At 71.9% G+C, this 21,395-nt stretch carries 20 protein-coding genes and 2 pseudogenes; 14 read left to right on the forward strand and 8 right to left on the reverse strand.

The annotated features are described in order from the left end of the window. Positions 1-2 precede the first annotated feature (2 nt). Entirely contained in the window at positions 3-1,004 is a 1,002-nt protein-coding gene (locus tag ACFYXM_RS28810; RefSeq protein ID WP_389293670.1) for a DUF5937 family protein, read from the forward strand. 177 nt (positions 1,005-1,181) lie between these two features. On the opposite strand, the gene ACFYXM_RS28815 is transcribed toward ACFYXM_RS28810, so the two are convergent. Both ACFYXM_RS28815 and ACFYXM_RS28820 read right to left on the reverse strand, forming a co-directional pair. Then, positions 1,182-1,478 carry an MTH1187 family thiamine-binding protein gene (locus tag ACFYXM_RS28815; RefSeq protein WP_389293671.1) on the reverse strand — a complete coding sequence of 99 codons (297 nt, stop codon included), beginning with the start codon at positions 1,476-1,478 and terminating at the stop codon, positions 1,182-1,184. Next, a complete protein-coding gene (locus ACFYXM_RS28820; protein WP_389293673.1) occupies positions 1,475-1,825 on the reverse strand; it encodes a DUF3817 domain-containing protein in 351 nt (116 codons plus the stop codon). Before ACFYXM_RS28820 ends, ACFYXM_RS28815 begins: the two co-directional genes overlap by 4 nt. A 294-nt stretch (positions 1,826-2,119) precedes the next feature. Between ACFYXM_RS28820 and ACFYXM_RS28825 the strand changes: the two genes are divergently transcribed. The 4 genes from ACFYXM_RS28825 to ACFYXM_RS28840 all read left to right on the forward strand — a co-directional run bounded on the left by ACFYXM_RS28825 (position 2,120) and on the right by ACFYXM_RS28840 (position 4,771). Continuing rightward, positions 2,120-2,752, forward strand: a complete 633-nt coding sequence (locus ACFYXM_RS28825; RefSeq protein ID WP_389293725.1) for an AIM24 family protein — start codon at positions 2,120-2,122, stop codon at positions 2,750-2,752. After that, a complete protein-coding gene (locus ACFYXM_RS28830) occupies positions 2,752-3,402 on the forward strand; it encodes an AIM24 family protein (protein ID WP_389293675.1) in 651 nt (216 codons plus the stop codon). The genes ACFYXM_RS28825 and ACFYXM_RS28830 overlap by 1 nt, the downstream gene beginning before the upstream one ends. Continuing rightward, the gene (locus ACFYXM_RS28835) at positions 3,399-4,163 is read left to right on the forward strand and encodes an AIM24 family protein (RefSeq protein WP_389293677.1); all 765 of its coding nucleotides are present in this window, start codon (positions 3,399-3,401) and stop codon (positions 4,161-4,163) included. Before ACFYXM_RS28830 ends, ACFYXM_RS28835 begins: the two co-directional genes overlap by 4 nt. 125 nt (positions 4,164-4,288) lie before the next feature. After that, positions 4,289-4,771 carry a MarR family winged helix-turn-helix transcriptional regulator gene (locus ACFYXM_RS28840; RefSeq protein ID WP_389293679.1) on the forward strand — a complete coding sequence of 161 codons (483 nt, stop codon included), beginning with the start codon at positions 4,289-4,291 and terminating at the stop codon, positions 4,769-4,771. 180 nt (positions 4,772-4,951) lie between these two features. Here the strand turns inward: ACFYXM_RS28840 and ACFYXM_RS28845 are convergent. The 4 genes and pseudogenes from ACFYXM_RS28845 to ACFYXM_RS28860 all read right to left on the reverse strand — a co-directional run. Then, positions 4,952-5,167, reverse strand: a pseudogene (locus ACFYXM_RS28845) (ATP-binding protein); the annotation flags it as partial. Beyond that, positions 5,121-5,402, reverse strand: a complete 282-nt coding sequence (locus tag ACFYXM_RS28850; protein WP_389293681.1) for a hypothetical protein — start codon at positions 5,400-5,402, stop codon at positions 5,121-5,123. The pseudogene ACFYXM_RS28845 and the gene ACFYXM_RS28850, both read right to left, overlap by 47 nt. Before the next feature lie 18 nt (positions 5,403-5,420). Next, entirely contained in the window at positions 5,421-6,377 is a 957-nt protein-coding gene (meaB, locus tag ACFYXM_RS28855; RefSeq protein ID WP_389293726.1) for a methylmalonyl Co-A mutase-associated GTPase MeaB, read from the reverse strand. A gap of 159 nt (positions 6,378-6,536) precedes the next feature. After that, positions 6,537-7,739, reverse strand: a complete 1,203-nt coding sequence (locus tag ACFYXM_RS28860) for an acetyl-CoA C-acetyltransferase (protein ID WP_389293683.1) — start codon at positions 7,737-7,739, stop codon at positions 6,537-6,539. A gap of 135 nt (positions 7,740-7,874) precedes the next feature. On the opposite strand from ACFYXM_RS28860, the gene mce reads away from it, so the two are divergent. From mce to ACFYXM_RS28895, 7 genes and pseudogenes are all read left to right on the forward strand, one after another. Then, positions 7,875-8,303, forward strand: coding sequence for a methylmalonyl-CoA epimerase (mce, locus tag ACFYXM_RS28865; RefSeq protein ID WP_389293685.1), 429 nt, complete (start codon positions 7,875-7,877; stop codon positions 8,301-8,303). Between the two features lie 164 nt (positions 8,304-8,467). Beyond that, positions 8,468-12,391, forward strand: a complete 3,924-nt coding sequence (gene scy, locus ACFYXM_RS28870; protein ID WP_389293687.1) for a polarized growth protein Scy — start codon at positions 8,468-8,470, stop codon at positions 12,389-12,391. Between the two features lie 534 nt (positions 12,392-12,925). After that, positions 12,926-13,864, forward strand: a complete 939-nt coding sequence (locus ACFYXM_RS28875) for a cellulose-binding protein (protein WP_389293689.1) — start codon at positions 12,926-12,928, stop codon at positions 13,862-13,864. Positions 13,865-13,961: 97 nt separating this feature from the next. Then, positions 13,962-14,921 (forward strand): annotated as a pseudogene (locus tag ACFYXM_RS28880) (ABC transporter ATP-binding protein); the annotation flags it as partial. Positions 14,922-15,139: 218 nt separating this feature from the next. After that, positions 15,140-15,919, forward strand: a complete 780-nt coding sequence (locus ACFYXM_RS28885) for an ABC transporter permease subunit (protein WP_389293690.1) — start codon at positions 15,140-15,142, stop codon at positions 15,917-15,919. 217 nt (positions 15,920-16,136) lie between these two features. Further along, complete coding sequence (locus ACFYXM_RS28890) at positions 16,137-17,273, forward strand: ABC transporter ATP-binding protein (protein WP_389293692.1); 1,137 nt, start codon at positions 16,137-16,139, stop codon at positions 17,271-17,273. Next, positions 17,270-18,148 carry an ABC transporter permease subunit gene (locus tag ACFYXM_RS28895; protein WP_389293693.1) on the forward strand — a complete coding sequence of 293 codons (879 nt, stop codon included), beginning with the start codon at positions 17,270-17,272 and terminating at the stop codon, positions 18,146-18,148. Before ACFYXM_RS28890 ends, ACFYXM_RS28895 begins: the two co-directional genes overlap by 4 nt. Positions 18,149-18,213: 65 nt before the next feature. On the opposite strand, the gene ACFYXM_RS28900 is transcribed toward ACFYXM_RS28895, so the two are convergent. Continuing rightward, the gene (locus tag ACFYXM_RS28900; RefSeq protein WP_389293695.1) at positions 18,214-18,543 is read right to left on the reverse strand and encodes an ATP/GTP-binding protein; all 330 of its coding nucleotides are present in this window, start codon (positions 18,541-18,543) and stop codon (positions 18,214-18,216) included. A 210-nt stretch (positions 18,544-18,753) separates the two neighbouring features. Between ACFYXM_RS28900 and ACFYXM_RS28905 the strand changes: the two genes are divergently transcribed. Beyond that, on the forward strand, positions 18,754-19,827 hold the full coding sequence (locus ACFYXM_RS28905) for an LLM class flavin-dependent oxidoreductase (protein WP_389293696.1): 1,074 nt from the start codon (positions 18,754-18,756) through the stop codon (positions 19,825-19,827). Between the two features lie 129 nt (positions 19,828-19,956). Here the strand turns inward: ACFYXM_RS28905 and ACFYXM_RS28910 are convergent, their stop codons facing one another. After that, entirely contained in the window at positions 19,957-20,349 is a 393-nt protein-coding gene (locus ACFYXM_RS28910) for an SCO5389 family protein (RefSeq protein ID WP_389293698.1), read from the reverse strand. 319 nt (positions 20,350-20,668) lie between these two features. Here ACFYXM_RS28910 and nucS point away from each other — a divergent pair, with 319 nt between their 5' ends. Next, positions 20,669-21,340, forward strand: a complete 672-nt coding sequence (gene nucS / locus ACFYXM_RS28915) for an endonuclease NucS (RefSeq protein WP_389293700.1) — start codon at positions 20,669-20,671, stop codon at positions 21,338-21,340. Positions 21,341-21,395 lie beyond the last annotated feature (55 nt).

A 21,395-nucleotide genomic window follows, 5' to 3' on the forward strand; every position in this document is an offset into this window, starting at 1 on the left:
ACATGTCGTTCCAGTTGCACCTCGACGAGAGCGATCTGCTGCGCTGCCGGTTCGCGCTCTCGCCCCTCGGGGAGACGCAGGCCGCAGTACGCGTGCTGGCCCAGCCCTACCGGCACGGCTACCACCTGCCGTGGCTGCGGCTGATCCGGGAGGCGGCGGCCGGGCTCGACCTGGAGCCGCTGTGGCTGCTGATGCCCCGCAGCGGGCACTGCCCGGACTTCTTCAGCCCGCCGCCCGCCGATCCGGTTCCCTCCTTCGAGGAGGAGATCGCGGGGGTGCGGTCGCTCGATCCGCAGCTCGTCCGCCAGGACCTCGAACTGACGCTGGCGGGCCGTCCTGAGGCGCTGCGCTCCCCCACCGCGCAGGCGCTGCTCGCCGATCCCGCCCGCGCCCTGCGGGTCCTGACCGATCTGCTGGAACGGGCCTGGCGGGTGCTGGTCGAGCCGCACTGGCCGCGGCTGCGCGCCCTGCTGGAGGCGGACATCGCCTATCACTCGCGCCGACTCGCGGCGGTCGGCTTCGAACGGCTGCTGGGGGAGCTGAGCCCCCAACTGAGCTGGTCGGAGTCGACGCTCACCATCGTCGGGATCCAGGGACGGCACAGCCGGGTACTGGGCGGGCAGGGGCTCGTCCTGATCCCGAGCGTCTTCTCCTGGCCGGACGCGGTGAGCGGCTTCGAACCGCCGTGGCAGCCGGCGATCATCTATCCGGCGCGCGGGATCGGAGGGCTGTGGACGCGCTCCGCCGACCGCACCCCGCAGGCGCTCGCGCGGCTGCTCGGCCGAGGACGGGCCGAGGTCCTCTGCGCGCTCGACGAACCGGCCGGGACGAGTGCGCTCGCCCACCGGCTGGGCCTCGCGCTCTCCTCCGTTTCGGAGCATCTGTCGGTGCTGCGCGGGGCGGGACTGCTCACGTCGCGGCGGTACGGCCACCAGGTGCTGTACGAGCGGACCCCACTCGGGATCGCCCTGGCCGCGCCGGACGGCCACGACGGGCGGGAATGACGAGGAACCCCCGGCGGCCAGGGGTTCCTCAAGTTCACGCACGCCGTGCGGCTACGCGCGGGCGCACACCTCGGCGCGGGGACACGCCCTCGCGCGGGCGCACTGCCGGCGTGGGAACGCTGCCTCGCGCGGACGCGCGCCTCCGCGAAGCCGCAGTGCGTGCGCCGTACGGCGGGGTCAGCCCTCCGAGAGGTACCGCTCGACGGTCTCCACCTTGGACGTCAGGCCGTCGGTGACACCCGGGCGGATGTCGGCCTTCAGCACCAGGGAGACCCGTCCGGCGCGGGCCTCGACGGCGGCGACGGCGCGCTTGACGACGTCCATGACCTCGTCCCACTCGCCCTCGACGCAGGTGAACATGGCGTCCGTGCGGTTGGGCAGTCCGGACTCACGGACGACCCTGACGGCATCGGCGACGTACTCGCCGACGTCCTCGCCGACACCCAGCGGGCTGACCGAGAACGCGACGATCACGCGCCCACCACTCCCTCCCGGCGGGCCCGGGCAGCGATGACGCCGTCGGCCTCGTAGCGCTTGAGCAGCTTGTCCCCGTACAGCCCGCCGAACGGCAGCAGCGCGAGCAGGAAGAAGAGCGCGACCCGCTTCAACGGCCACTTGGTCTTGGACCAGACGTCGAGCAGCAGCACGGCGTAGATCACGAAGAGCACACCGTGCACGATGCCGAGCGGCATCATCAGGAAGTCGATGTCCGAGACCCGGCTGAGGATCGAGCCAAAGATGATCAGCGCCGGGAAGGAGAGCGCTTCGGGGATCGAGATGAGGCGCAGCCGGTGCAGGGCGGTAGCGGTCTTGATGTCCACGAGGGCACCTTCGGTGGGAGGGTCGTGACAGCTTGTGAACGAGGGCACAAACGCCCCCCATTGTGGCATCGGCGCGGGCGGTCTCCGGCGCCGGGGGCGTATGTCCCCGGTCACGCGCGCGCACGCGGGGGTCGCGTCCGTCCTCGTGCGCGTCCGGCGTGCGCCCGAGGCGATTCGGTCCCGGGTCCGTGCGGATTCGGTACCAGATGTGCATCAGGGGTGATTCAGGGGCACTGTTCGGCCTCCGGGCCCTGTCCGGGCCGGGATGCTGCGGATACGGTCGGGCGGGTGGCGATGTTCCGACTCCAAGGCAGCAGAACTCTGGCCGTCGACCTGAACGGCGACGCCGTCAAGGCCAAGAACGGTTCGATGGTCGCGTACGACGGCCGGATGACGTTCAAGAAGATGACCGGCGGCGGCGACGGGCTGCGCGGCATGGTGACGCGCCGGCTGACCGGTGAGCAGATGTCCGTGATGCAGGTGACGGGCAAGGGCACCTGCTACTTCGCCGACCGCGCGAGCGAGATCAGCCTGGTCTCCCTGCACGGCGACAAGCTCTGGGTCGAGGCGAGCAATCTGCTCTGCACCGACGCCGGGCTGCGCACCGGCACCACCTTCACCGGCCTGCGCGGCGGGGCGAGCGGCAACGGGCTGTTCACCACGACCGTCGAGGGCACCGGTCAGGTGGCGATCGTGTCGGACGGCGCGGCCGTGGGGCTGCGGGTCTCACCGCAGTACCCGCTGTTCGTCGACCCCGGTGCCTACATCGCCCACCAGGGGGATCTGCGGCAGCACCTCCAGTCCGGGGTGAACTTCCGGACGCTGATCGGCGAGGGCTCGGGCGAGGCGTTCCAGATGAGGTTCGAGGGCGAGGGGATCGTGTACGTCCAGCCCAGCGAGCGCAACACCCTGGGGGGCGAACTCTGATGCCGTTCCGTGAGATCAACGCGAAGATGGTCGAGGCGACGGTGGTTCCCGGCCAGAAGCTGTACAGCCAGCGGGGCGCGATGCTCGCCTACCGCGGCGAGGTGTCGTTCACCCCGAACATCCAGGGTGGCCAGGGCGGGATGCTGTCGATGATCGGCCGCCGGGTGGCGGGCGAGGCGACCCCGCTGATGGCGGTCGAGGGGAACGGCACGGTGATGTTCGGCCACGGCGGCCATCACGTCCAGGTGATCGAGCTGTCCGGGGACACCCTGTACGTCGAGGCCGACCGGCTGCTCGCCTTCGACGGCTCGCTCCAGCAGTCCACCATGTTCATGGGCTCGCAGGGCGGGGTGATGGGCATGGTGCGCGGCCAGGTGACCGGCCAGGGACTGTTCACCACGACGCTGACCGGTCATGGGGCGGTCGCCGTGATGGCCCACGGCGGGGTGATCGAGCTGCCGATCACCCCGGGCGACGAGGTGCACGTGGACCCGCAGGCGTACGTCGCGCACCACGGCGATGTGCGCAACAAGCTCTCCGCAGCGCTCGGCTGGCGCGAAATGGTGGGGCGCGGCTCCGGCGAGGCGTTCCAGCTGGAGCTGAGCGGCAGCGGCACGGTGTATGTCCAGGCATCGGAGGAGAAGCTGTGAGCACGCCCGTCGTCTTCGACCCGATGACGCTGCCCTCGGACGACAACGTCAACGCGTACACGTTCTGCGTGGAACTGGCCGGGAGCCAGTGGTTCCTGCAGAAGGGCAAGATGATCGCCTACTACGGGCGGATCGCGTTCGACGGCGTCGGCCACGGCCGCTTCGAGCGGCTGCTGCGGACGAGCTTTCATTCGCCGCTGCACGCGAGCGACTGGGTGGTGGCGGAGGGCAGCGGCAAGATGCTGCTCGCGGACCGGGCGTTCGACGTGAACTCGTACGACCTGGAGGACGGGAACCTGACGATCCGTTCGGGCAACCTGCTGGCGTTCCAGCCGTCCCTGGCGCTCAAGCAGTCGATCGTGCCGGGGTTCCTGACGCTGATCGGCACGGGGAAGTTCGTGGCCGCGTCCAACGGTCCGGTGGTCTTCATGGAGCCGCCGCTCCGGGTCGACCCGCAGGCACTGGTGGGCTGGGCGGACTGCCCCTCGCCGTGCCACCACTACGACCACGGGTATCTGACGGGCGTGCTGGGCGGTCTGCGGGCGCTGACCGGGATCGGCGGCACCTCGGGCGAGGAGCACCAGTTCGAGTTCGTCGGCGCGGGTACGGTCCTGCTCCAGTCGTCCGAGGCGCTGCTGCCCGACCGGCCGACGGACGGGACACCGCCCCAGCCGGGAGTGCCGGGCGGCTCGGGTCAACCCGGCGCCTCGCACCGTCCGTCCGGTCAGCTCGGGGACCTCCAGCGTCGCTTCGGTTGGTGAACGGTAGCCTGCGCACTGTGACGCCGGGCGCCCGCACCCCGCGCTCCGAGCCTTGTTCGCGCCCGTACCACGGACGCCGCACCTTCATTTCGTCCGTCTTTCAACTTCTTAGGTAGAATCGTCATATGGAGACCGAGACCGAGACCGCCCCCCGCTGGCTGAACAACGCGGAGCAGTGCGCCTGGCGCACCCATCTGGAGGTCAGCAGACTGCTGATGCACCAGCTCGAGAAGGACCTCCAGCCCTTCGGCCTGACCATGAACGACTACGAGATCCTGGTCAACCTCTCGGAGTCGGAGGGTCAGCGCATGCGCATGAGCGACCTCGCCACGGCGACGCTGCAGTCCAAGAGCAGGCTCTCGCACCAGATCACCCGCATGGAGAACGCGGGCCTGGTCCGCCGGGAGAACTGCGAGTCCGACCGGCGCGGACTGTACGGCGTCCTCACCGAGCACGGTGCGGAGACCATGCGGAAGGTGGCGCCGCACCACGTGGCGTCGGTGCGCAGGCACTTCATGGACCTGCTGACGCCGGAGGCGCTGGACGACCTGCACACGGCACTGACCCCGGTGGCCGAGCATCTGCGCGGCCGACGCGGAAAGATCTGACCGCGCCGGAAGGACCCGACCGCGGGCGATACGACCGCGTCGGCGACGTGACCCCGCGGGCCGCACGGCCCCTCGGACGGGACGACCCGCGCACGGCGTGACCTCGCGAGCGGCACGATCCCGCGGACGAGGTGGCGCCCACGGCATGGGGGTGAGGGCAGGCCGTCCGGCTCGGTCGGCAGCCGGCAGCCGCAGCCCGAAGCACGCGCCGCTCTCCGCGGCGTCGCCCACCGTCAGCCGGCCACCGTGCCGTACGGCGACATCACGCGCGACGGCCGGACCCAGCCCGGCGCCGCCCTCGTCCCGGCTACGGGCGTCGTCGAGGCGTACGAAGCGTTCGAATACCCGTTCACGCTCGTTCGGCGGTACCCCCGCCCCGTCGTCGGTGACCGCGACGGCGACCCGCCGCGCTCCCGACGAGCAGCACCGGCAGCCCGGCCTGCATCGCGGTGCGCACGCTGCCGACCGCCTCCCGCTCGGCCGCCGGCGGGGCACCCGCGTGGACATCGGGGGCGCCACGGCCGCCGCCGTGAAGGCCGTCCCCGGCACGGTCACCGAGGCCGAGCCGCACGAGGAGGACGGCACGGTCGTCCGGGATCTCGACGTGTACGGCTCCGACGGCAGGTGGCACGCCCCGGGCGGCCTCCGTTCAGGCCTCGGTGAGCCCCGCCACCAGTTCGTCCGCCGCCGCGTACGGATCGAGGCTCCCCGCCACGATGCGTTCCGCGAGCGCGCCGAGGTGGCGGTCGCCGTGCAGGTCGCCGATGCGCTCGCGCAGTCGCGTGACGGCGATGGTCTCGACCTCGCGGGCCGCGCGGGCCGTGCGCCGTTCGCCGAGGACGCCGCGCTCCTCCATCCACGCCCGGTGCTTCTCCAGCGCCTCGACGACCTCGTCGATCCCCTCGCCCCGGGCCGCTACCGTCTTCACGATCGGCGGGCGCCAGTCGCCGGGACCGCGGGCCTCGCCCAGGCCCAGCATGTGGTTGAGCTCGCGCGCGGTGGCGTCCGCCCCGTCCCGGTCGGCCTTGTTGACCACGTACACGTCGCCGATCTCCAGGATTCCGGCCTTCGCCGCCTGGATGCCGTCGCCCATGCCGGGGGCCAGCAGGACGACGGAGGTGTCCGCCTGGGAGGCGATCTCCACCTCCGACTGGCCGACGCCGACCGTCTCCACCAGGACCACGTCGCAGCCCGCCGCGTCCAGCACCCGGATCGCCTGCGGCGCCGCCCAGGCGAGGCCGCCCAGATGCCCGCGGGTGGCCATGGAACGGATGTAGACGCCCGGGTCGGAGGCGTGCTCCGACATCCGCACCCGGTCGCCCAGGAGCGCCCCGCCGGAGAACGGCGAGGACGGGTCGACGGCCAGGACGCCGACCCGCTTGCCGGCCCGCCGGTACGCCGAGACCAGCGCCGACGTCGATGTCGACTTGCCGACACCGGGCGAGCCGGTCAGGCCGACCACGTACGCGTTGCCCGTCAGCGGCGCCAGGGCCGCCATCACCTCGCGCAGCTGCGGCGACGCCCCCTCGACCAGGGAGATGAGCCGGGCCACGGCCCTCGGCCTGCCGGCCCGGGCCTGCTCGACCAGGGTGGGGACGTCCACCATCACCGCTCCGTTCACTCGCGCGTGCTCCACGTGTACTACGTACGGCCCACCCGGGCCGTTCCCGGGCCCGGACGTATGGTCCGGACCCGCTCGCGTGCGTACGGTCCGTCCCCGGACGCGGACGTACGGTCCCGTCCCCGGGCGACGACCCGCCGCGGCCTACTTCTTCGGGACGCGGACGATCAGCGCGTCGCCCTGGCCGCCGCCGCCGCACAGCGCCGCCGCGCCGACGCCGCCGCCGCGCCGCTTCAGCTCCAGTGCCAGGTGCAGCACCAGCCGGGCACCGGACATGCCGATCGGGTGACCGAGCGCGATGGCACCGCCGTTGACGTTGACCTTGTCCGAGGTGACGCCGAGGTCCTTCATGGACTGGACGGCGACCGCCGCGAACGCCTCGTTGATCTCGATCAGGTCGAGGTCCTCGACCTGGATGCCCTCCTTCTTCAGGGCGTGCAGGATCGCGTTGGACGGCTGCGACTGGAGCGAGTTGTCGGGGCCCGCCACATTGCCGTGGGCGCCGATCTCCGCGATCCACTCCAGGCCCAGCTCCTCGGCCTTGGCCCTGCTCATGACGACGACGGCCGCGGCGCCGTCGGAGATCTGCGAGGAGGTGCCCGCGGTGATCGTGCCGTCCTTGGTGAAGGCCGGGCGCAGCCGGGCGAGGGACTCGACGGTCGTCTCCGCGCGGATGCCCTCGTCCTTGGCGAAGAGGACCGGGTCGCCCTTGCGCTGCGGGATCTCGACCGGGGTGATCTCGGCCTCGAAGACGCCGTTCTTCTGGGCGGCGGCGGCGCGCTGGTGGGAGAGTGCGCCGATCTCGTCCTGGGCGGCACGGGTCAGCCCCAGACGGGTGTTGTGCTTCTCCGTGGACTCGCCCATCGGGATGTTCTCGTAGGCGTCGGTCAGACCGTCGTACGCCATGGAGTCGAGCATCTCGACGGCACCGTACTTGTGGCCCTCGCGGGACTTCGGGAGCAGGTGCGGGGCGTTGGTCATCGACTCCTGGCCGCCCGCGACGACGACGTCGAACTCGCCGGCGCGGATCAGCTGGTCGGCCAGCGCGATCGCGTCGAGTCCGGACAGGCACACCTTGTTGACGGTGAGCGCGGGGACGTTCATCGGGATGCCCGCCTTGACGGCGGCCTGGCGCGCCGGCATCTGCCCCGCCCCGGCCTGGAGCACCTGGCCCATGATCACGTACTCGACCTGGTCGCCACCGATGCCGGCCCGGTCCAGCGCGGCCTTGATGGCGATGCCGCCGAGGTCGGCCCCGGAGAAGCTCTTCAGGGAGCCGAGGAGGCGGCCCATGGGCGTACGCGCGCCCGCGACGATCACTGAGGTGGTACCGGTCGTTCCTGACATGAGCCGCAGCCCCTTGGGGTGAGATGTGAACGAGGGTTTACTCGAATGTACTGAGCGGTACTCCGCCCGTCATCCGGCAACGGGTGTGACGGCGCGCACGTTGCGTAACCATCGGTGGAGCGCTGCACTGGTTCCATGCTGACGCGAATCGACCACATCGGGATCGCCTGTTCCGACCTCGACAGGACCATCGATTTCTATCGGACGACCTACGGGTTCGAGGTGTTCCACATCGAGGTCAACGAGGAGCAGGGTGTGCGCGAGGCCATGCTCAAGATCAACGATACGTCCGACGGCGGCGCTTCGTACCTCCAGCTCCTGGAGCCGATCCGGGAGGACTCCCCGGTCGGCAAGTGGATGGCGAAGAACGGCGAGGGCGTCCATCACATCGCTTTCGGCACCGCGGACGTCGACGCCGACGCCGCGGAGATCCGGGAGAAGGGCGTCAGGGTGCTCTACGACGAGCCGCGGACCGGGTCGATGGGGTCCCGGATCACCTTCCTGCACCCCAAGGACTGCCACGGTGTCCTGACCGAACTGGTCACGTCCGCAGCGGAGCACTGACCTCCGGATACCCGGCCCGGTAGAGTGGGCTGTTCCGGGCCGGGGCCGGGTCGGGGCCGCGGCGCGTCCCCAGCCGTTGATCTGTCACCATTCCCCGGGAGACCGTTCACCGGCGAACGGTACTCGTAGGAGAGTTGCGACCATGGGACGGATGGGACCGCGCAGTGCGGGGCTACGAACGCCAGGAGAGCCACCGAGCTGACGACGACCATCTCTCGCGGTTCGAAGCCGAGATGGACCGGCTGAAGACCGACCGGGAGAAGGCCGTCCAGCACGCCGAGGACCTCGGTTACCAGGTCGAGGTCTTGCGCGCCAAGCTGCACGAGGCTCGGCGCAATCTCGCGAACCGTCCCGCGTACGACAACGCGGACGTCGGTTACCAGGCCGAGCAGTTGCTCCGGAACGCGCAGGTCCAGGCCGAGCAGCTGCGCACCGACGCCGAGCGGGAGCTGCGCGAGGCACGTGCGCAGACGCAGCGGATCCTTCAGGAGCACGCCGAGCATCAGGCGCGGCTCCAGGCCGAGTTGCACAACGAGGCCGTGCAGCGTCGCCAGCAGCTCGACCAGGAGCTGGCCGAACGCCGCCGTACGGTCGAGTCCCACGTCAACGAGAACGTCTCCTGGGCCGAGCAGCTGAGGGCCCGGACGGAGTCGCAGGCGCGTCGGCTGCTGGAGGAGTCCCGGGCCGAGGCCGAACAGGCGTTGGCGGCGGCGCGGGCGGAGACCGGCCGGCTGGCGGAGGAGACCCGGCAGCGGCTCGGGGCCGAGGCCGAGGCGGCCCGCGCCGAGGCCGAGGCGCTGCTTCTGCGCGCCCGCAAGGACGCCGAGCGGCTGCTGAGCACCGCCTCCGCGCAGGCGCAGGAGGCGACCAGCCACGCCGAGCAGCTGCGATCGTCGACGACCGCCGAGACCGAGCAGGCGCGGCAGCAGACCGCGGAACTGACCCGGGCCGCCGAGCAACGCATGCAGGAGGCCGGGACCCGGCTGCGCGAGGCCCGGCTGGAGGCCGAGAAGGTCACCTCCGAGGCGAAGGAGGCGGCCGTCAAGCGGCTGGCCGCCGCCGAGTCGGACAACGAGCAGCGCACGCGCACGGCCAGGTCGGAGATCGCCCGGCTGGTCGGCGAGGCCACCAAGGAGGCCGAGACGCTCAAGGCGGAGGCCGAGCAGGCGCTCGCCGACGCCCGTGCCGAGGCGGAGCGGCTGAAGTCCGAGGCGGCCGAGAAGGCCCGTTCGGCCGCCGCCGAGGACGCCGCCGCCCAGCTCGCCAAGGCCGCCAGGTCCGCCGAGGAGGTGCTGACCAAGGCGTCCGAGGACGCGAAGTCCACCACCCGGGCGGCGAGCGAGGAGGCCGAGCGGATCCGCCGCGAGGCCGAGGCCGAGGCGGACCGGCTGCGCGACGAGGCCGCCGAGCAGGCCGACCAGCTCAAGGGCGCGGCCAAGGACGACACCAAGGAGTACCGGGCCAAGACGGTCGAGCTCCAGGAGGAGGCGCGCCGACTGCGCGGCGAGGCCGAGCAGCTGCGTTCCGAGGCGGTCGCCGAGGGCGAGCGGATCCGGGGTGAGGCCCGCCGCGAGGCCGTCCAGCAGATCGAGGAGGGCGCGAAGACCGCCGAGGAGCTGCTGGCGAAGGCCAAGAGCGACGCGGAGGAGCTGCGCGCCACCGCGAGCACGGAGAGCGAACGGGTCCGTACCGAGGCGTCCGAGCGTGCCGCCTCGCTGCGCAAGCAGGCCGAGGAGGCCCTGGAGCGCGCCCGCGCCGAGGCGGAGCAGCTGCGGACCGAGGCCGAGGAGCAGGCCGAGTCCACCACCACCGCGGCGGAGCGGGCGGCGGCGGAGCTGCGCGAGGAGACCGAGGGCGCCCTCGCGGCGCGGCAGGCGGAGGCGGCCGAGGAGCTGGCCCGGCTGCGGGCCGAGGCCGACACCAAGGTCACCGCCGCCGAGCAGGAGCTCACGGACGCGCGTGCCGAGGCGGAGCGCATCCGGCGCGAGACGAACGAGGAGTCCGAGCGGCTGCGCGCGGAGGCCGCCGAGCGGCTGCGGGCGCTGCGCGAGCAGGCGGAGGCGGAGGCGGAGCGGCTGCGCGACGAAGCCGCCGCGGACGCCTCGCAGGCACGGGCGGAGGGCGAGTCCACAGCCGTACGGCTGCGGTCGGAGGCCGCCGCGGAGGCGGAGCGGCTCAGGACCGAGGCCAAGGAGAGCGCCGACCGGCTGCGGTCGGAGGCCGCGGCCGCCGCCGAACGGGTGGAGGCGGAGGCCACCGAGGCCCTGGAGGCCGCGCGGGAGGAGGCCAACCGGCGTCGCCGGGAGGCGGAGGAGACCCTCGACTCGGCTCGTACCGAGGCGAACCGGGAACGCGAGCGGGCCCGCGAGCAGATCGAGGAACTGCTCGCCTCCGCCCGCAAGCGGGTCGAGGAGGCGCAGGCCGAGGCCCAGCGCCTGGTCGAGGAGGCGGACGGCCGGGCGACCGAGCTCGTCGCCGCGGCCGAGCAGTCCGCCCAGAAGGTGCGGGACGCGGTCGGCGGGCTCCACGAGCAGGCCGAGGAGGAGATCGCCGGGCTGCGCTCGGCCGCCGAGCACGCCGCGGAGCGGACGAGGTCCGAGGCTCAGGAGGAGGCGGACCGGGTCCGCACCGACGCGTACGCGGAACGCGACCGGGCCGGCGAGGACGCGGCCCGGATCCGTCAGGAGGCGCGGGAGGAGTCCGAGGCCGCGAAGGCGATGGCCGAGCGGACCGTCGCGGAGGCGATCGCCGAGTCCGAGCGGCTGCGCGCGGACGCCGCGGAGTACAGCCAGCGGATGCGTACCGAGGCGTCCGACTCGCTGGCGTCGGCCGAGCAGGACGCGGCGCGCAGCCGGGCCGAGGCCCGTGAGGACGCCAACCGGATGCGGTCCGAGGCCGCGGCCCAGGCCGACCGGCTGGTGGGCGAGGCGACGAGCGAGTCCGAGCGGCTGCGCACCGAGTCGACGCAGCAGGCCACCGAGCTCGTCGACACGGCCACCCAGCAGGCCACGCAGCTGGTCGAGGAGGCGACCGGACGGGCCACGCGGCTGGTCGACGACGCGACCCAGCAGGCCACGCTCCTCGTCGACGAGGCGAAGCAGCGGGCCCAGCGCGTGACCGGCGAGGCCGCGGACGAGGCGGAACGGCTGCGCACGGAGGCAGCGGCCACCGTCGCGTCGGCGCAGGAGCACGCGGCCCGTACCCGCGAGGAGGCGGAGCGGGTGCGCTCCGAGGCGGAGGCCGCGGCCGAGCGGATGCGGGGCGACGCCCGCGAGGAGGCGGACCGGCTGCTCGACGAGGCACGGGAGACGGCGGCGAAGCGCCGTGCCGACGCCGCCGAGCAGGCGGACCAGCTCGTCGAGAAGGCCCAGGAGGAGGCGCTGCGCACCGCCACGGAGGCGGAGAAGCAGGCCGACACGATGGTCGGCGCGGCCCGCAAGGAGGCCGTGCGGATCACCTCGGAGGCGACCGTGGAGGGCAACTCCCTGGTGGAGCGGGCCCGTACGGACGCCGACGAGCTGCTGGTCGGCGCGCGCCGGGACTCCACGGCGATCCGGGAACGGGCCGAGGAGCTCAGGGCCCGGATCGAGAGCGAGATCGAGGAGCTGCACGACCGGGCCCGGCGGGAGACCGCCGAGCAGATGAAGACGGCGGGCGAGCGCGTCGACAAGCTGATGAAGGCGGCGACCGAGCAGCGCGAGGACGCCGAGGCCAAGGCCAAGGAGCTGCTGGCGAACGCGAATTCGGAGGCGAGCAAGGTCCGGATCGCCGCGGTGAAGCGGGCCGAGTCGCTGCTGAAGGAGGCCGAGCAGAAGAAGGCGTCGCTGGTCCGCGAGGCCGAGAAGCTGCGGGCCGACGCCGAGGCCGAGGCCGAGCGCATGGTGGACGAGGGGAAGCGCGAACTCGACGTGCTGGTACGCCGGCGCGAGGACATCAACACCGAGATCTCACGCGTGCAGGACGTGCTGGAGGCCCTGGAGTCGTTCGAGACGCCGTCGAGCGGCAAGGGTTCGGGCGGTGGTTCCAACGGCGGTGTCAAGGCCGGTGCCTCCGCGGGCTCTCGCTCGAACGGCAAGTCGTCCGGCTAGGGCGTGTTTCGAAAGTAGCGTCGTCCGCCCGAAGGGCGGGGCCCACGGCGTCTGGTGCGGTGCATCGCAAGGCGGAGGGGGGGGGGGGGGGGGGCGGGGGGGGGGGGGGGCCCCCCCCCCCCCCCGACAACGTGGCGAGGCGCCGTGCCAGACACCGCGGGCCGGCGGGACTTTCGAAACACGCCCTAGGGCGTGTTTCGAAAGTCCCGCCGGGAGGAGCGTCGTCCGGTGGGTGCGATCGCAAGGTGGCCGGAAGCCCTTGGATGGTGCCTCCCCTGCTCGAACGAAGTCGAGAGCTCGGGGAAGAGCTACGTGGGCTTTCGGCCGACGCCGCGAGCGGAAGCCGCGCCGACATCACGTCATGTCCGCGCCGAGAAAGGGGAGTTCGAGCCCGCGGGTGGCAAGCGTTGCGGGGGGCCGGCCACTCAAAAGGGGCGTCATTCTCCAGATCAAACCTGCATCCACTCGATGACACGCCGTTCCGGCGCCTAGGATTCCCCCTAACACCTCACCGGTCTCTTCGACAGGAACCCCATGAGCGACCCTTCCTCCCCTTTCGGCTTCGAGCTCGTGCGACGCGGATACGACCGCGGTCAGGTGGACGACCGCATCACCAAGCTCGTCGCCGACCGTGATAGCGCCCTCGCCCGCATCACGTCTCTGGAAAAGCGCATCGAGGAGCTGCACCTCGAGACGCAGAACGCCCAGGCCCAGGTGACCGACGCGGAGCCGTCGTACGCCGGCCTCGGCGCGCGGGTGGAGAAGATCCTCCGCCTGGCCGAGGAGGAGGCGAAGGACCTGCGCGAGGAGGCCCGTCGCGCCGCCGAGCAGCACCGCGAGCTCGCCGAGTCGGCCGCCCAGCAGGTCCGCAACGACGCCGAGGCTTTCGCGGCCGACCGCAAGGCGAAGGCCGAGGACGAGGGCGTGGGCATCGTCGAGAAGGCCAAGGGCGAGGCCGGCACGCTGCGTGCGGAGGCCCAGAAGGACGCCGCGCAGAAGCGCGAGGAGGCGGACGCCCTCTTCGAGGAGACCCGCGCCAAGGCCGCCCAGGCCGCCGCGGACTTCGAGACCAACCTGGCCAAGCGCCGCGACCAGTCGGAGCGCGACCTCGCGTCCCGTCAGGCCAAGGCCGAGAAGCGCCTCGCCGAGATCGAGCACCGCGCCGAGCAGCTCCGCCTGGAGGCCGAGAAGCTCCGTACGGACGCCGAGCGCCGGGCCCGCCAGACGGTCGAGACCGCGCAGCGTCAGTCCGAGGACATCGTGGCCGACGCGAACGCGAAGGCCGACCGGATCCGCAGCGAATCGGAGCGCGAGCTGGCGGCGCTCACCAACCGCCGCGACTCGATCAACGCCCAGCTGACGAACGTCCGCGAGATGCTGGCGACGCTCACCGGTGCCGCGGTGGCCGCCGCGGGCTCCCCCTCCGACGAGGAGTCGTCCGGCCGCGGCGTCCCGGCCCAGCAGACCCGCTGATCCGTACGACCGCGACCGTATCCACGCGTACACCCTGACGCGCCCGGTTCCACCCCCTGTGGTGGCGCCGGGCGCGCGGCCGTTCTAGCGTGAACTCATGATCGAGCTCGATGGCCTCACCAAGCGCTTCGGGAGCAAGGTCGCCGTCGACCGGCTCTCGTTCCGGGTCCGCCCCGGGATGGTGACGGGTTTTCTGGGACCGAACGGGGCGGGCAAGTCGACCACGATGCGGATGATGCTCGGACTCGACAACCCGACGAGCGGTTCGGTGCGCATCGACGGCCGGCACTACCGCGACCTCGACGAACCCCTGAAGCACGTCGGCGCGCTGCTGGACGCCAAGTCGATGCACGGCGGGCGCAGCGCGTACAACAACCTGCTCTGTCTCGCGCAGAGCAACCGCATCCCGGCGAGCCGGGTCGCCGAGGTGCTGGAGACCGTCGGTCTGACCGCGGTCGCGAAGAAGAAGTCCAGGGGCTTCTCGCTCGGGATGGGCCAGCGGCTCGGCATCGCGTCGGCGCTGCTCGGCGACCCCCGGGTGCTGCTCTTCGACGAACCCGTCAACGGGCTCGACCCCGAGGGCATCCACTGGATCCGCAACCTGATGAAGGCGCTGGCCGCGGAGGGCCGGACCATCTTCGTCTCCTCGCACCTGATGAGCGAAATGGCACTCACCGCCGACCATTTGATCGTGATCGGCCAGGGTCGACTGCTCGCCGACACCTCGATGGCCGATTTCATCCAGCAGAACTCGCGGAGTTTCGTACGGCTGCGCTCCCCGGACCTGGAGCGGCTGCGGGACGTGCTGCACACGGAGGGGCTGGTCGCGGTCGAGGCGGGGAGCGGCGTGCTGGAGATCGACGGCACCACCACCGAGGTGCTGGGCGAGCTGGCCGCCCGGCACCGGATCGTGCTGCACGAGCTGAGCGCCCAGCGGGCCTCCCTGGAAGAGGCGTTCATGCGGATGACGGCGGACTCGGTGGAGTACCACGCGCACGCGGAGCCTGGCACGGCGCCTCCGCCCCCGGGCCCGCGCTGGGGCGAGCAGTACGACCGGCCGGCCGCCGCCGCACCCGGCCCCGCCGGTGCGATCGACGCCGATGGCACCGTCGACGCGACCGGCATCACGGGCACGACCGGCACCACGGGCATCACCACCGCCACAGGCACGACCGGCACCACGGGCATCACCACCGCCACGGGCACGACCGGCATCACCGCCACCACGGGCACGACCGGCACCACAGACATCACCGGCAAGGAGGTCTGACGACGATGGCATCGGTACCCGCGGTCCTGACCTCCGAATGGACCAAGATCCGTACGGTCTCGTCGACCGTCTGGACGCTCATCGCCGCGTTCGGCGTCACCGTCATGATGAGCGCGGCGATCTGCGCGCTGATGAACGCTCAGTTCGACAACCTTCCGCCCATGGAGCGGGCCACCTTCGACCCGACCCCGATCAGCTTCTCCGGTCTGACCCTCGGACAGCTCGCCATGGTCGTCTTCGGCGTCCTGGTGGTCGGTACGGAGTACAGCTCGGGCATGATCCGCACCTCGCTGGCGGCCGTGCCCCGGCGCGGCACGTTCCTGTTCAGCAAGATCGCGGTGGCCGGTGTGCTGGCGCTGGCGGTCGGCGTCGTCACCGCCTTCGTCTCGTTCTTCCTCGGTCAGGCCCTGCTCGGCGACCTCGGCACGACCATCGGTGCGCCCCATGTGCTGCGAGCGGTCATCGGCGGCGGGCTGTACATGGGCCTGATCGGGATCTTCTCCATGGGCGTGGCGACGATGCTGCGCAGCTCCATGCTGTCGCTGGGCATCCTGATGCCGTTCTTCTTCCTGATCTCCCAGATTTTGTCGGTGGTACCGGTCGCGAAGAAGGTCGCGCGCTACTTCCCCGACCAGGCCGGGCGCAAGATCATGCAGGTGGCTCCCGACGCCGTGAACGGCGACCCGAGCCCCTACGGACCGTGGGGCGGGCTCGGCATCCTGGTGGCCTGGGTGGCGGCGGCGCTGGTCGGCGGGTACCTCCTGCTGAGGAAGCGCGACGCGTGAACGACGGGCGAGGAGCCCGTACCCGGGGCGACACCGCCACGCCGGAGGCATGCCGTCCGGTCCCCCGCGAATCCGGTCCGCGCGGCCGGGCGGGCGCCACCCGTCGGAACGGCTTGGCCGCCACCGTCAAGGGCTGGATATCCTCATAACCCTTATGGGGGGTGCGCGGCCGGACGGCCCGGCCCCGACGACGGACAAGAGTCGATGGGGCTGAAGCATGATCGAGGCGGTCGGCCTGACCAAGCGCTACGGCGCTGTGACGGCCGTGCACAACCTTTCCTTCCAGGTGCGGCCCGGCACTGTCACCGGATTCCTCGGCCCCAACGGGTCGGGCAAGTCCACGACCATGCGCATGATGCTGGGCCTGGACCAACCGACCGCCGGTCATGTCACGATCGGCGGCCACCCCTTCCGGCACCTGCCGAACGCCCCGCGCCAGGTCGGTGCGCTGCTGGACGCGAAGGCGGTGCACGGCGGGCGCAGCGCCCGCAACCACCTCCTCTCGCTCGCCCAGCTGGCGGGCATCCCGGCCGCACGGGTCGACGAGGTACTCGGGGTCGTCGGCCTGCACGAGGTCGCGCGGAAGCGGACCAAGGGCTTCTCGCTCGGGATGGGCCAGCGGCTCGGAATCGCGGCGGCGCTGCTCGGCGACCCCCAGGTGCTGCTCTTCGACGAACCCGTCAACGGGCTCGACCCCGAGGGCATCCTCTGGGTGCGCAACCTGATGAAGACGCTGGCCGCGGAGGGCCGGACGGTCTTCGTCTCCAGCCACCTGATGAGTGAGATGGCCCTCACCGCCGATCACCTGATCGTGATCGGCCGGGGCCGGCTGCTCGCCGACATGAGCGTGAAGGACTTCATCGCCGCCAATTCCGCGGACTTCGCACGGGTGCGGGTCGCGGACGGCTCCCCGGGCCTGCGGGAGAAGCTCACCGCCTCGCTCATCGAGGCGGGCGGCCAGGTCCTGCCGGAGCCGGACGGGGCCCTGCGGATCACCGGACTGGCGCTGCCGGGGATCAGTGACGTGGCCCACGAGGCGGACGTCCGGCTGTGGGAGCTCTCGCCGCACCAGGCGTCGCTGGAGGAGGCGTACATGCGGATGACGCAGAGCGCCGTGGACTACCGTTCGACGGCGGACGAGAAGGCCGGGCTGCGCCAGCTGGTGCCGGACGACGGGTACGGGCCGCAGCAGCAGATCCCCGAGGTGCCGCAGCAGGGCTGGTACGCCCCGCCGCCGCCCGGAAAGGCCCCGTCCGCGACACCCGCCGAGGCCGTCGGCAGCACCGGGAACGCCGGGTTCGCGGCGGCCCCCGCGGACCCGACCAGGAGCGAGACCAGCGAGGAAGCCCGATGACGACACCGTCGACGCCGAACCCGCAGGCACCGGGCCTGCAGCACGCATCCCTCCCCCACGGGAACGGGCAGCAGGCACCGGCCGGTTACTACGCCTCTCCGATCCCCCTGCGGCCCGCCACCCTCACCGATGCGATCGCCTCCGAGTGGACCAAGATCCGCTCGGTGCGCTCCACGGTGTGGACGCTCGGCGTCATGCTCGCCCTGGTGCTCGGACTGGGCATGCTCGTGGTCGCCATGCTCACACTGACCGACTCCGATGTGGGCGACGTGCCGGAGCTCAGCTTCGGTTTCTTCGGGGTGCTCCTGGGCTCGATCTGCGTGATCACGCTCGGCGTGCTGACCGTCACGTCCGAGTACGGGACGGGCCTGATCCGGACGACGCTGACGGCCTGTCCCAGCCGTTCCCGCGTACTGACCGCCAAGGCGGTCGTCTTCTTCCTGCTCACCTTCGCCGTCACCACCGTGTCGGCCACCGCGGTCGCCGTGGTGCACGCGTCCCTGCTGCACGGCAAGGAGGCGCGCGTGGACGACTGGCTGCGCGCCACGATCGGCGTCGGCCTCTACATCGCGCTGCTGGGGCTGCTCTCCCTGGCCGTCGGCGCGCTCGTCCGGCATTCCGCCGGCGCCGTCACGATCATGATCGGCGTAGTGCTGCTGCCGCTGGTCCTGGGGATCTTCATGTTCTCGCGGTCCCTGGTCGGCCTGCGCGATGCATTCATCATGTACTCGATCCCCAGCCAGCTCAGCACGCTCTACGACACCTCGTTCACCGGCACCGGCCCCTCCGGCTGGGACTCTCTGTGGATCATGCTCGGGGTGACGGCCGTGGCGATGGGCGCCGCCTACGCGGTCCTGGAGCGCCGGGACGTGTGACCGGCCGACGGCCCAGAACGGCCGTGCGGAACGGGAGCCCGGGGCCCGCGGAGGGACGGGCCGGATCAGTAGCGGGGCGCGTTCCTGGACCGCTGCACCTGTGTGGTGCGGCGGTCCTTCGCGTTCCAGCACGCCTTGTGCCAGTGCCGACGGTCGTCGATGCCGCCGTACTCGGACCAGGCCACCAGGTGCGGGACGCCGGGCGGGATCTCCTGGTCGCAGCCGGGGCAGCGGTACCGCTTGCCGGCCGCGCTCGCGCCGCTCACCGGGCGCACCGACCACTCCTCTCCACGCCAGTCCTCGACGCGTCCGCCCCCGCCGTAGCGGATCCCCTCCTCCGCTCCTCGCTCGGGGAAACTCTCGCCGCCTCGGGGGCGGTTGCGGCGCGGGGACACGGGACACCTCACAGACGGGCCGACGGTTTTCCCTCAGCGTAGGGCCATTCGGCCGAGCCCTGCGCCCCATGTCGCGCAGGAACGTTCCCTCCGACTTTGGCGACTTACCGGACAATCCGAACAATTTGTCGCCGCCCGTGCCCTTGGCACGTGTCAGACGTTGTTGCCCGTAGGGGAGAGACCGCGTCGGCCGCAAGGAGGCAATTGGCGATGCGCGTGGGAACGTTCGTACTGGCAGCCCAGTTTCCGGGACAGGGGCCGGGGGAGGCGCTGCATCGCGCGATCCGGTCCACCGAGGTCGCGGAGGAGTCCGGGCTCGACTCGGTATGGCTGGCGGAGCACCATTTCGTGCCGTACGGGGTCTGCCCGTCCGCCGTCACCCTGGCCGCGCTGCTGCTCGGCCGCACCCGCAGGATCCGGGTGGGTACGGCGGTGAGCGTGCTGCCGGCCCAGCACCCCGTCGCCCTGGGCGAACAGGCCGCGCTGCTCCACCTCACCACCGGCGGCAGATTCACCCTCGGCGTCGGCCGGGGCGGCCCCTGGGTGGACCTGGAGGTGTTCGGCGGGGGCCTGGAGGCGTACGAGAAGGGCTTCCCGGAGTCCCTGGAGCTGCTGCTCGACTGGCTGACCCGGCCGAGGGTCGCGGGGAAGGGGCCCCGGTACGGCTTCCGCGAGGTGGCGGTGGTCCCCAGGGCCGACGAGCCGCTCGCCGGGTTCGGCGGTGCCGTCCCCGGGGACGACGGGCCCGGGGGCGGCTGTTCCGGCGGCCCCGAGGTGGTCGTCGCGTGCACCTCGCCCCGGACGGTTCGGCTCGCCGCGGAGCGCGGGCTGCCGATGCTCCTGGGCATGCACTGCGGGGACGAGGAGAAGGCGGAGATGATCGCCCTGTGGCGCTCCACCGCCCTGGCCGCGGGCCGTTCGCCGGAGAGCGTCCGGGCGGCCGGGCACGTGTCCGCCGGGGTGGCCCAGATCGCCGACCGGCCCGAGGACGCGGTGGAGTCCCTCGTCAAGGCGATGCCCGGCTGGCTGCGGGAGGGCCTGGACGCCCATGTGACGGTGGACGGACGGCACCGGGTGATGCGCGACCCGGTCGCGTACACGGAGCTGCTGTGCGGCCTCCATCCGGTGGGTCCGCCCCGACTGGCCGCCGACCGGCTCGCCGCCACCGCCGAGCGGACGGGCATCACCCGCTTCGCGCTCCTGGTGGAGGGCTCGGGAGACCTGGCGGCCACGGTGGAGAACGTGGCACGGCTGGGCACGGAGGTGCTGCCGCTCCTCGTCTGAGCCGCGGTGGGGGTACGGCTGCCGCCCGGATCCGGTCGCCGCTCCCGCGGTCCGCAACAGCAGCGTGCGCACGGGCTCAGGGCCTGCCCGACGGCTCATGACCGGACAGGCCCTGCCGCCGAACGGACCTCAGCAGTCCCGGAGTTCGGGCGACTGGTTGAGCAACTGGCCTCTCACCGACGTGAAGCGGGCCAGCCGCTCGTCGGCCGAGGCGTCCAGCGGGAACACCGCGACGCGGTGGCAGTTCTGGAATGCCAGACGCACTCCGAAGTGCCGTTGCAGAGCGCCGCGTATCGCATCACTCGCGAGCGCACGCAGCAGCTGACCACGGGCCTGCTCGTCCGGCGGCGGCGTCCGGTTGTCGGCGAACTCTCCGCCGTCGACCTTCAACTGGGCCACCAACGAGCTGATCATCTCCCACGCGTAGGGCAGGGAGGTCCGGACGCAGTCGACGAAATCGGCTTCGTCGACCTCGCCTCGCTCGGCCTGTTCCAACAGCGCCGGTGAGACGTCGAGCGACATGGGTTCTCCTCTCGCGGCCCCGACGACGGGCCGGGACCTTACGGGCAGGGCAAGGAGGAACGCGACGCAGCGTGCACACACGGCGACCTCCTGCTTACACCGTAAGGGTGTGGTCCTGGCCGCACCAGGAGATTGGGAACACAACCGGCCAACAACGAAGGGGATCAAAGAAGGGCAAGCCCGAAAAGGGCCGATCCGGTCGTGTCCGGACCGGACGAGGACGCTCCGGTCAGGTCCGGACAGGGGCCGCTCCCCTCCGTCCGGGGCGGGAGGGGGGAGAATCGCGTGGACCACGGGTCGTCGAGTAGCGTTGCCGACCATGCGTCTCGTCATCGCCCGCTGTTCCGTGGACTACGCCGGCCGGCTCACCGCCCACCTGCCCTCCGCCCCCCGCCTGATCCTCGTCAAGGCGGACGGGAGCGTGTCGATCCACGCCGACGACCGGGCGTACAAACCCCTCAACTGGATGTCGCCGCCCTGCACCCTCAAGGAGGGCTCCGGCGACGCCGCGGACGTCTGGACCGTGGTGAACAAGGCGGGCGAGAAACTGATCATCACGATGGAGGAGATCCTCCACGACTCGTCCCACGAACTGGGCGTCGACCCGGGTCTCATCAAGGACGGTGTCGAGGCGCACCTCCAGGAACTCCTCGCCGACCGGATCGAGACTCTCGGAGAGGGCTACACCCTGATCCGCCGCGAGTACTTCACCGCGATCGGCCCCGTCGACATCCTCTGCCGGGACGCCGACGGCGGGACCGTGGCCGTGGAGCTGAAGCGGCGCGGCGAGATCGACGGCGTGGAGCAGCTGACCCGTTATCTGGAGCTGCTCAACCGTGATCCCCACCTCGCCCCGGTGAAGGGCATCTTCGCCGCGCAGGAGATCAAGCCGCAGGCCAGGGTGCTGGCGACGGACCGCGGGATCGACTGCGTCGTCCTCGACTACGACGCGCTGCGCGGCATCGAGGACGACAAGCTGCGCCTGTTCTGACCCGGCCCTTCCCAGGATTCCCCCGCAGACCCCCGATGCCGGACGTGCGAGACGC

The sequence above is a fragment of the Streptomyces sp. NPDC002476 genome (assembly GCF_042889785.1).
Lineage (GTDB): Bacteria > Actinomycetota > Actinomycetes > Streptomycetales > Streptomycetaceae > Streptomyces.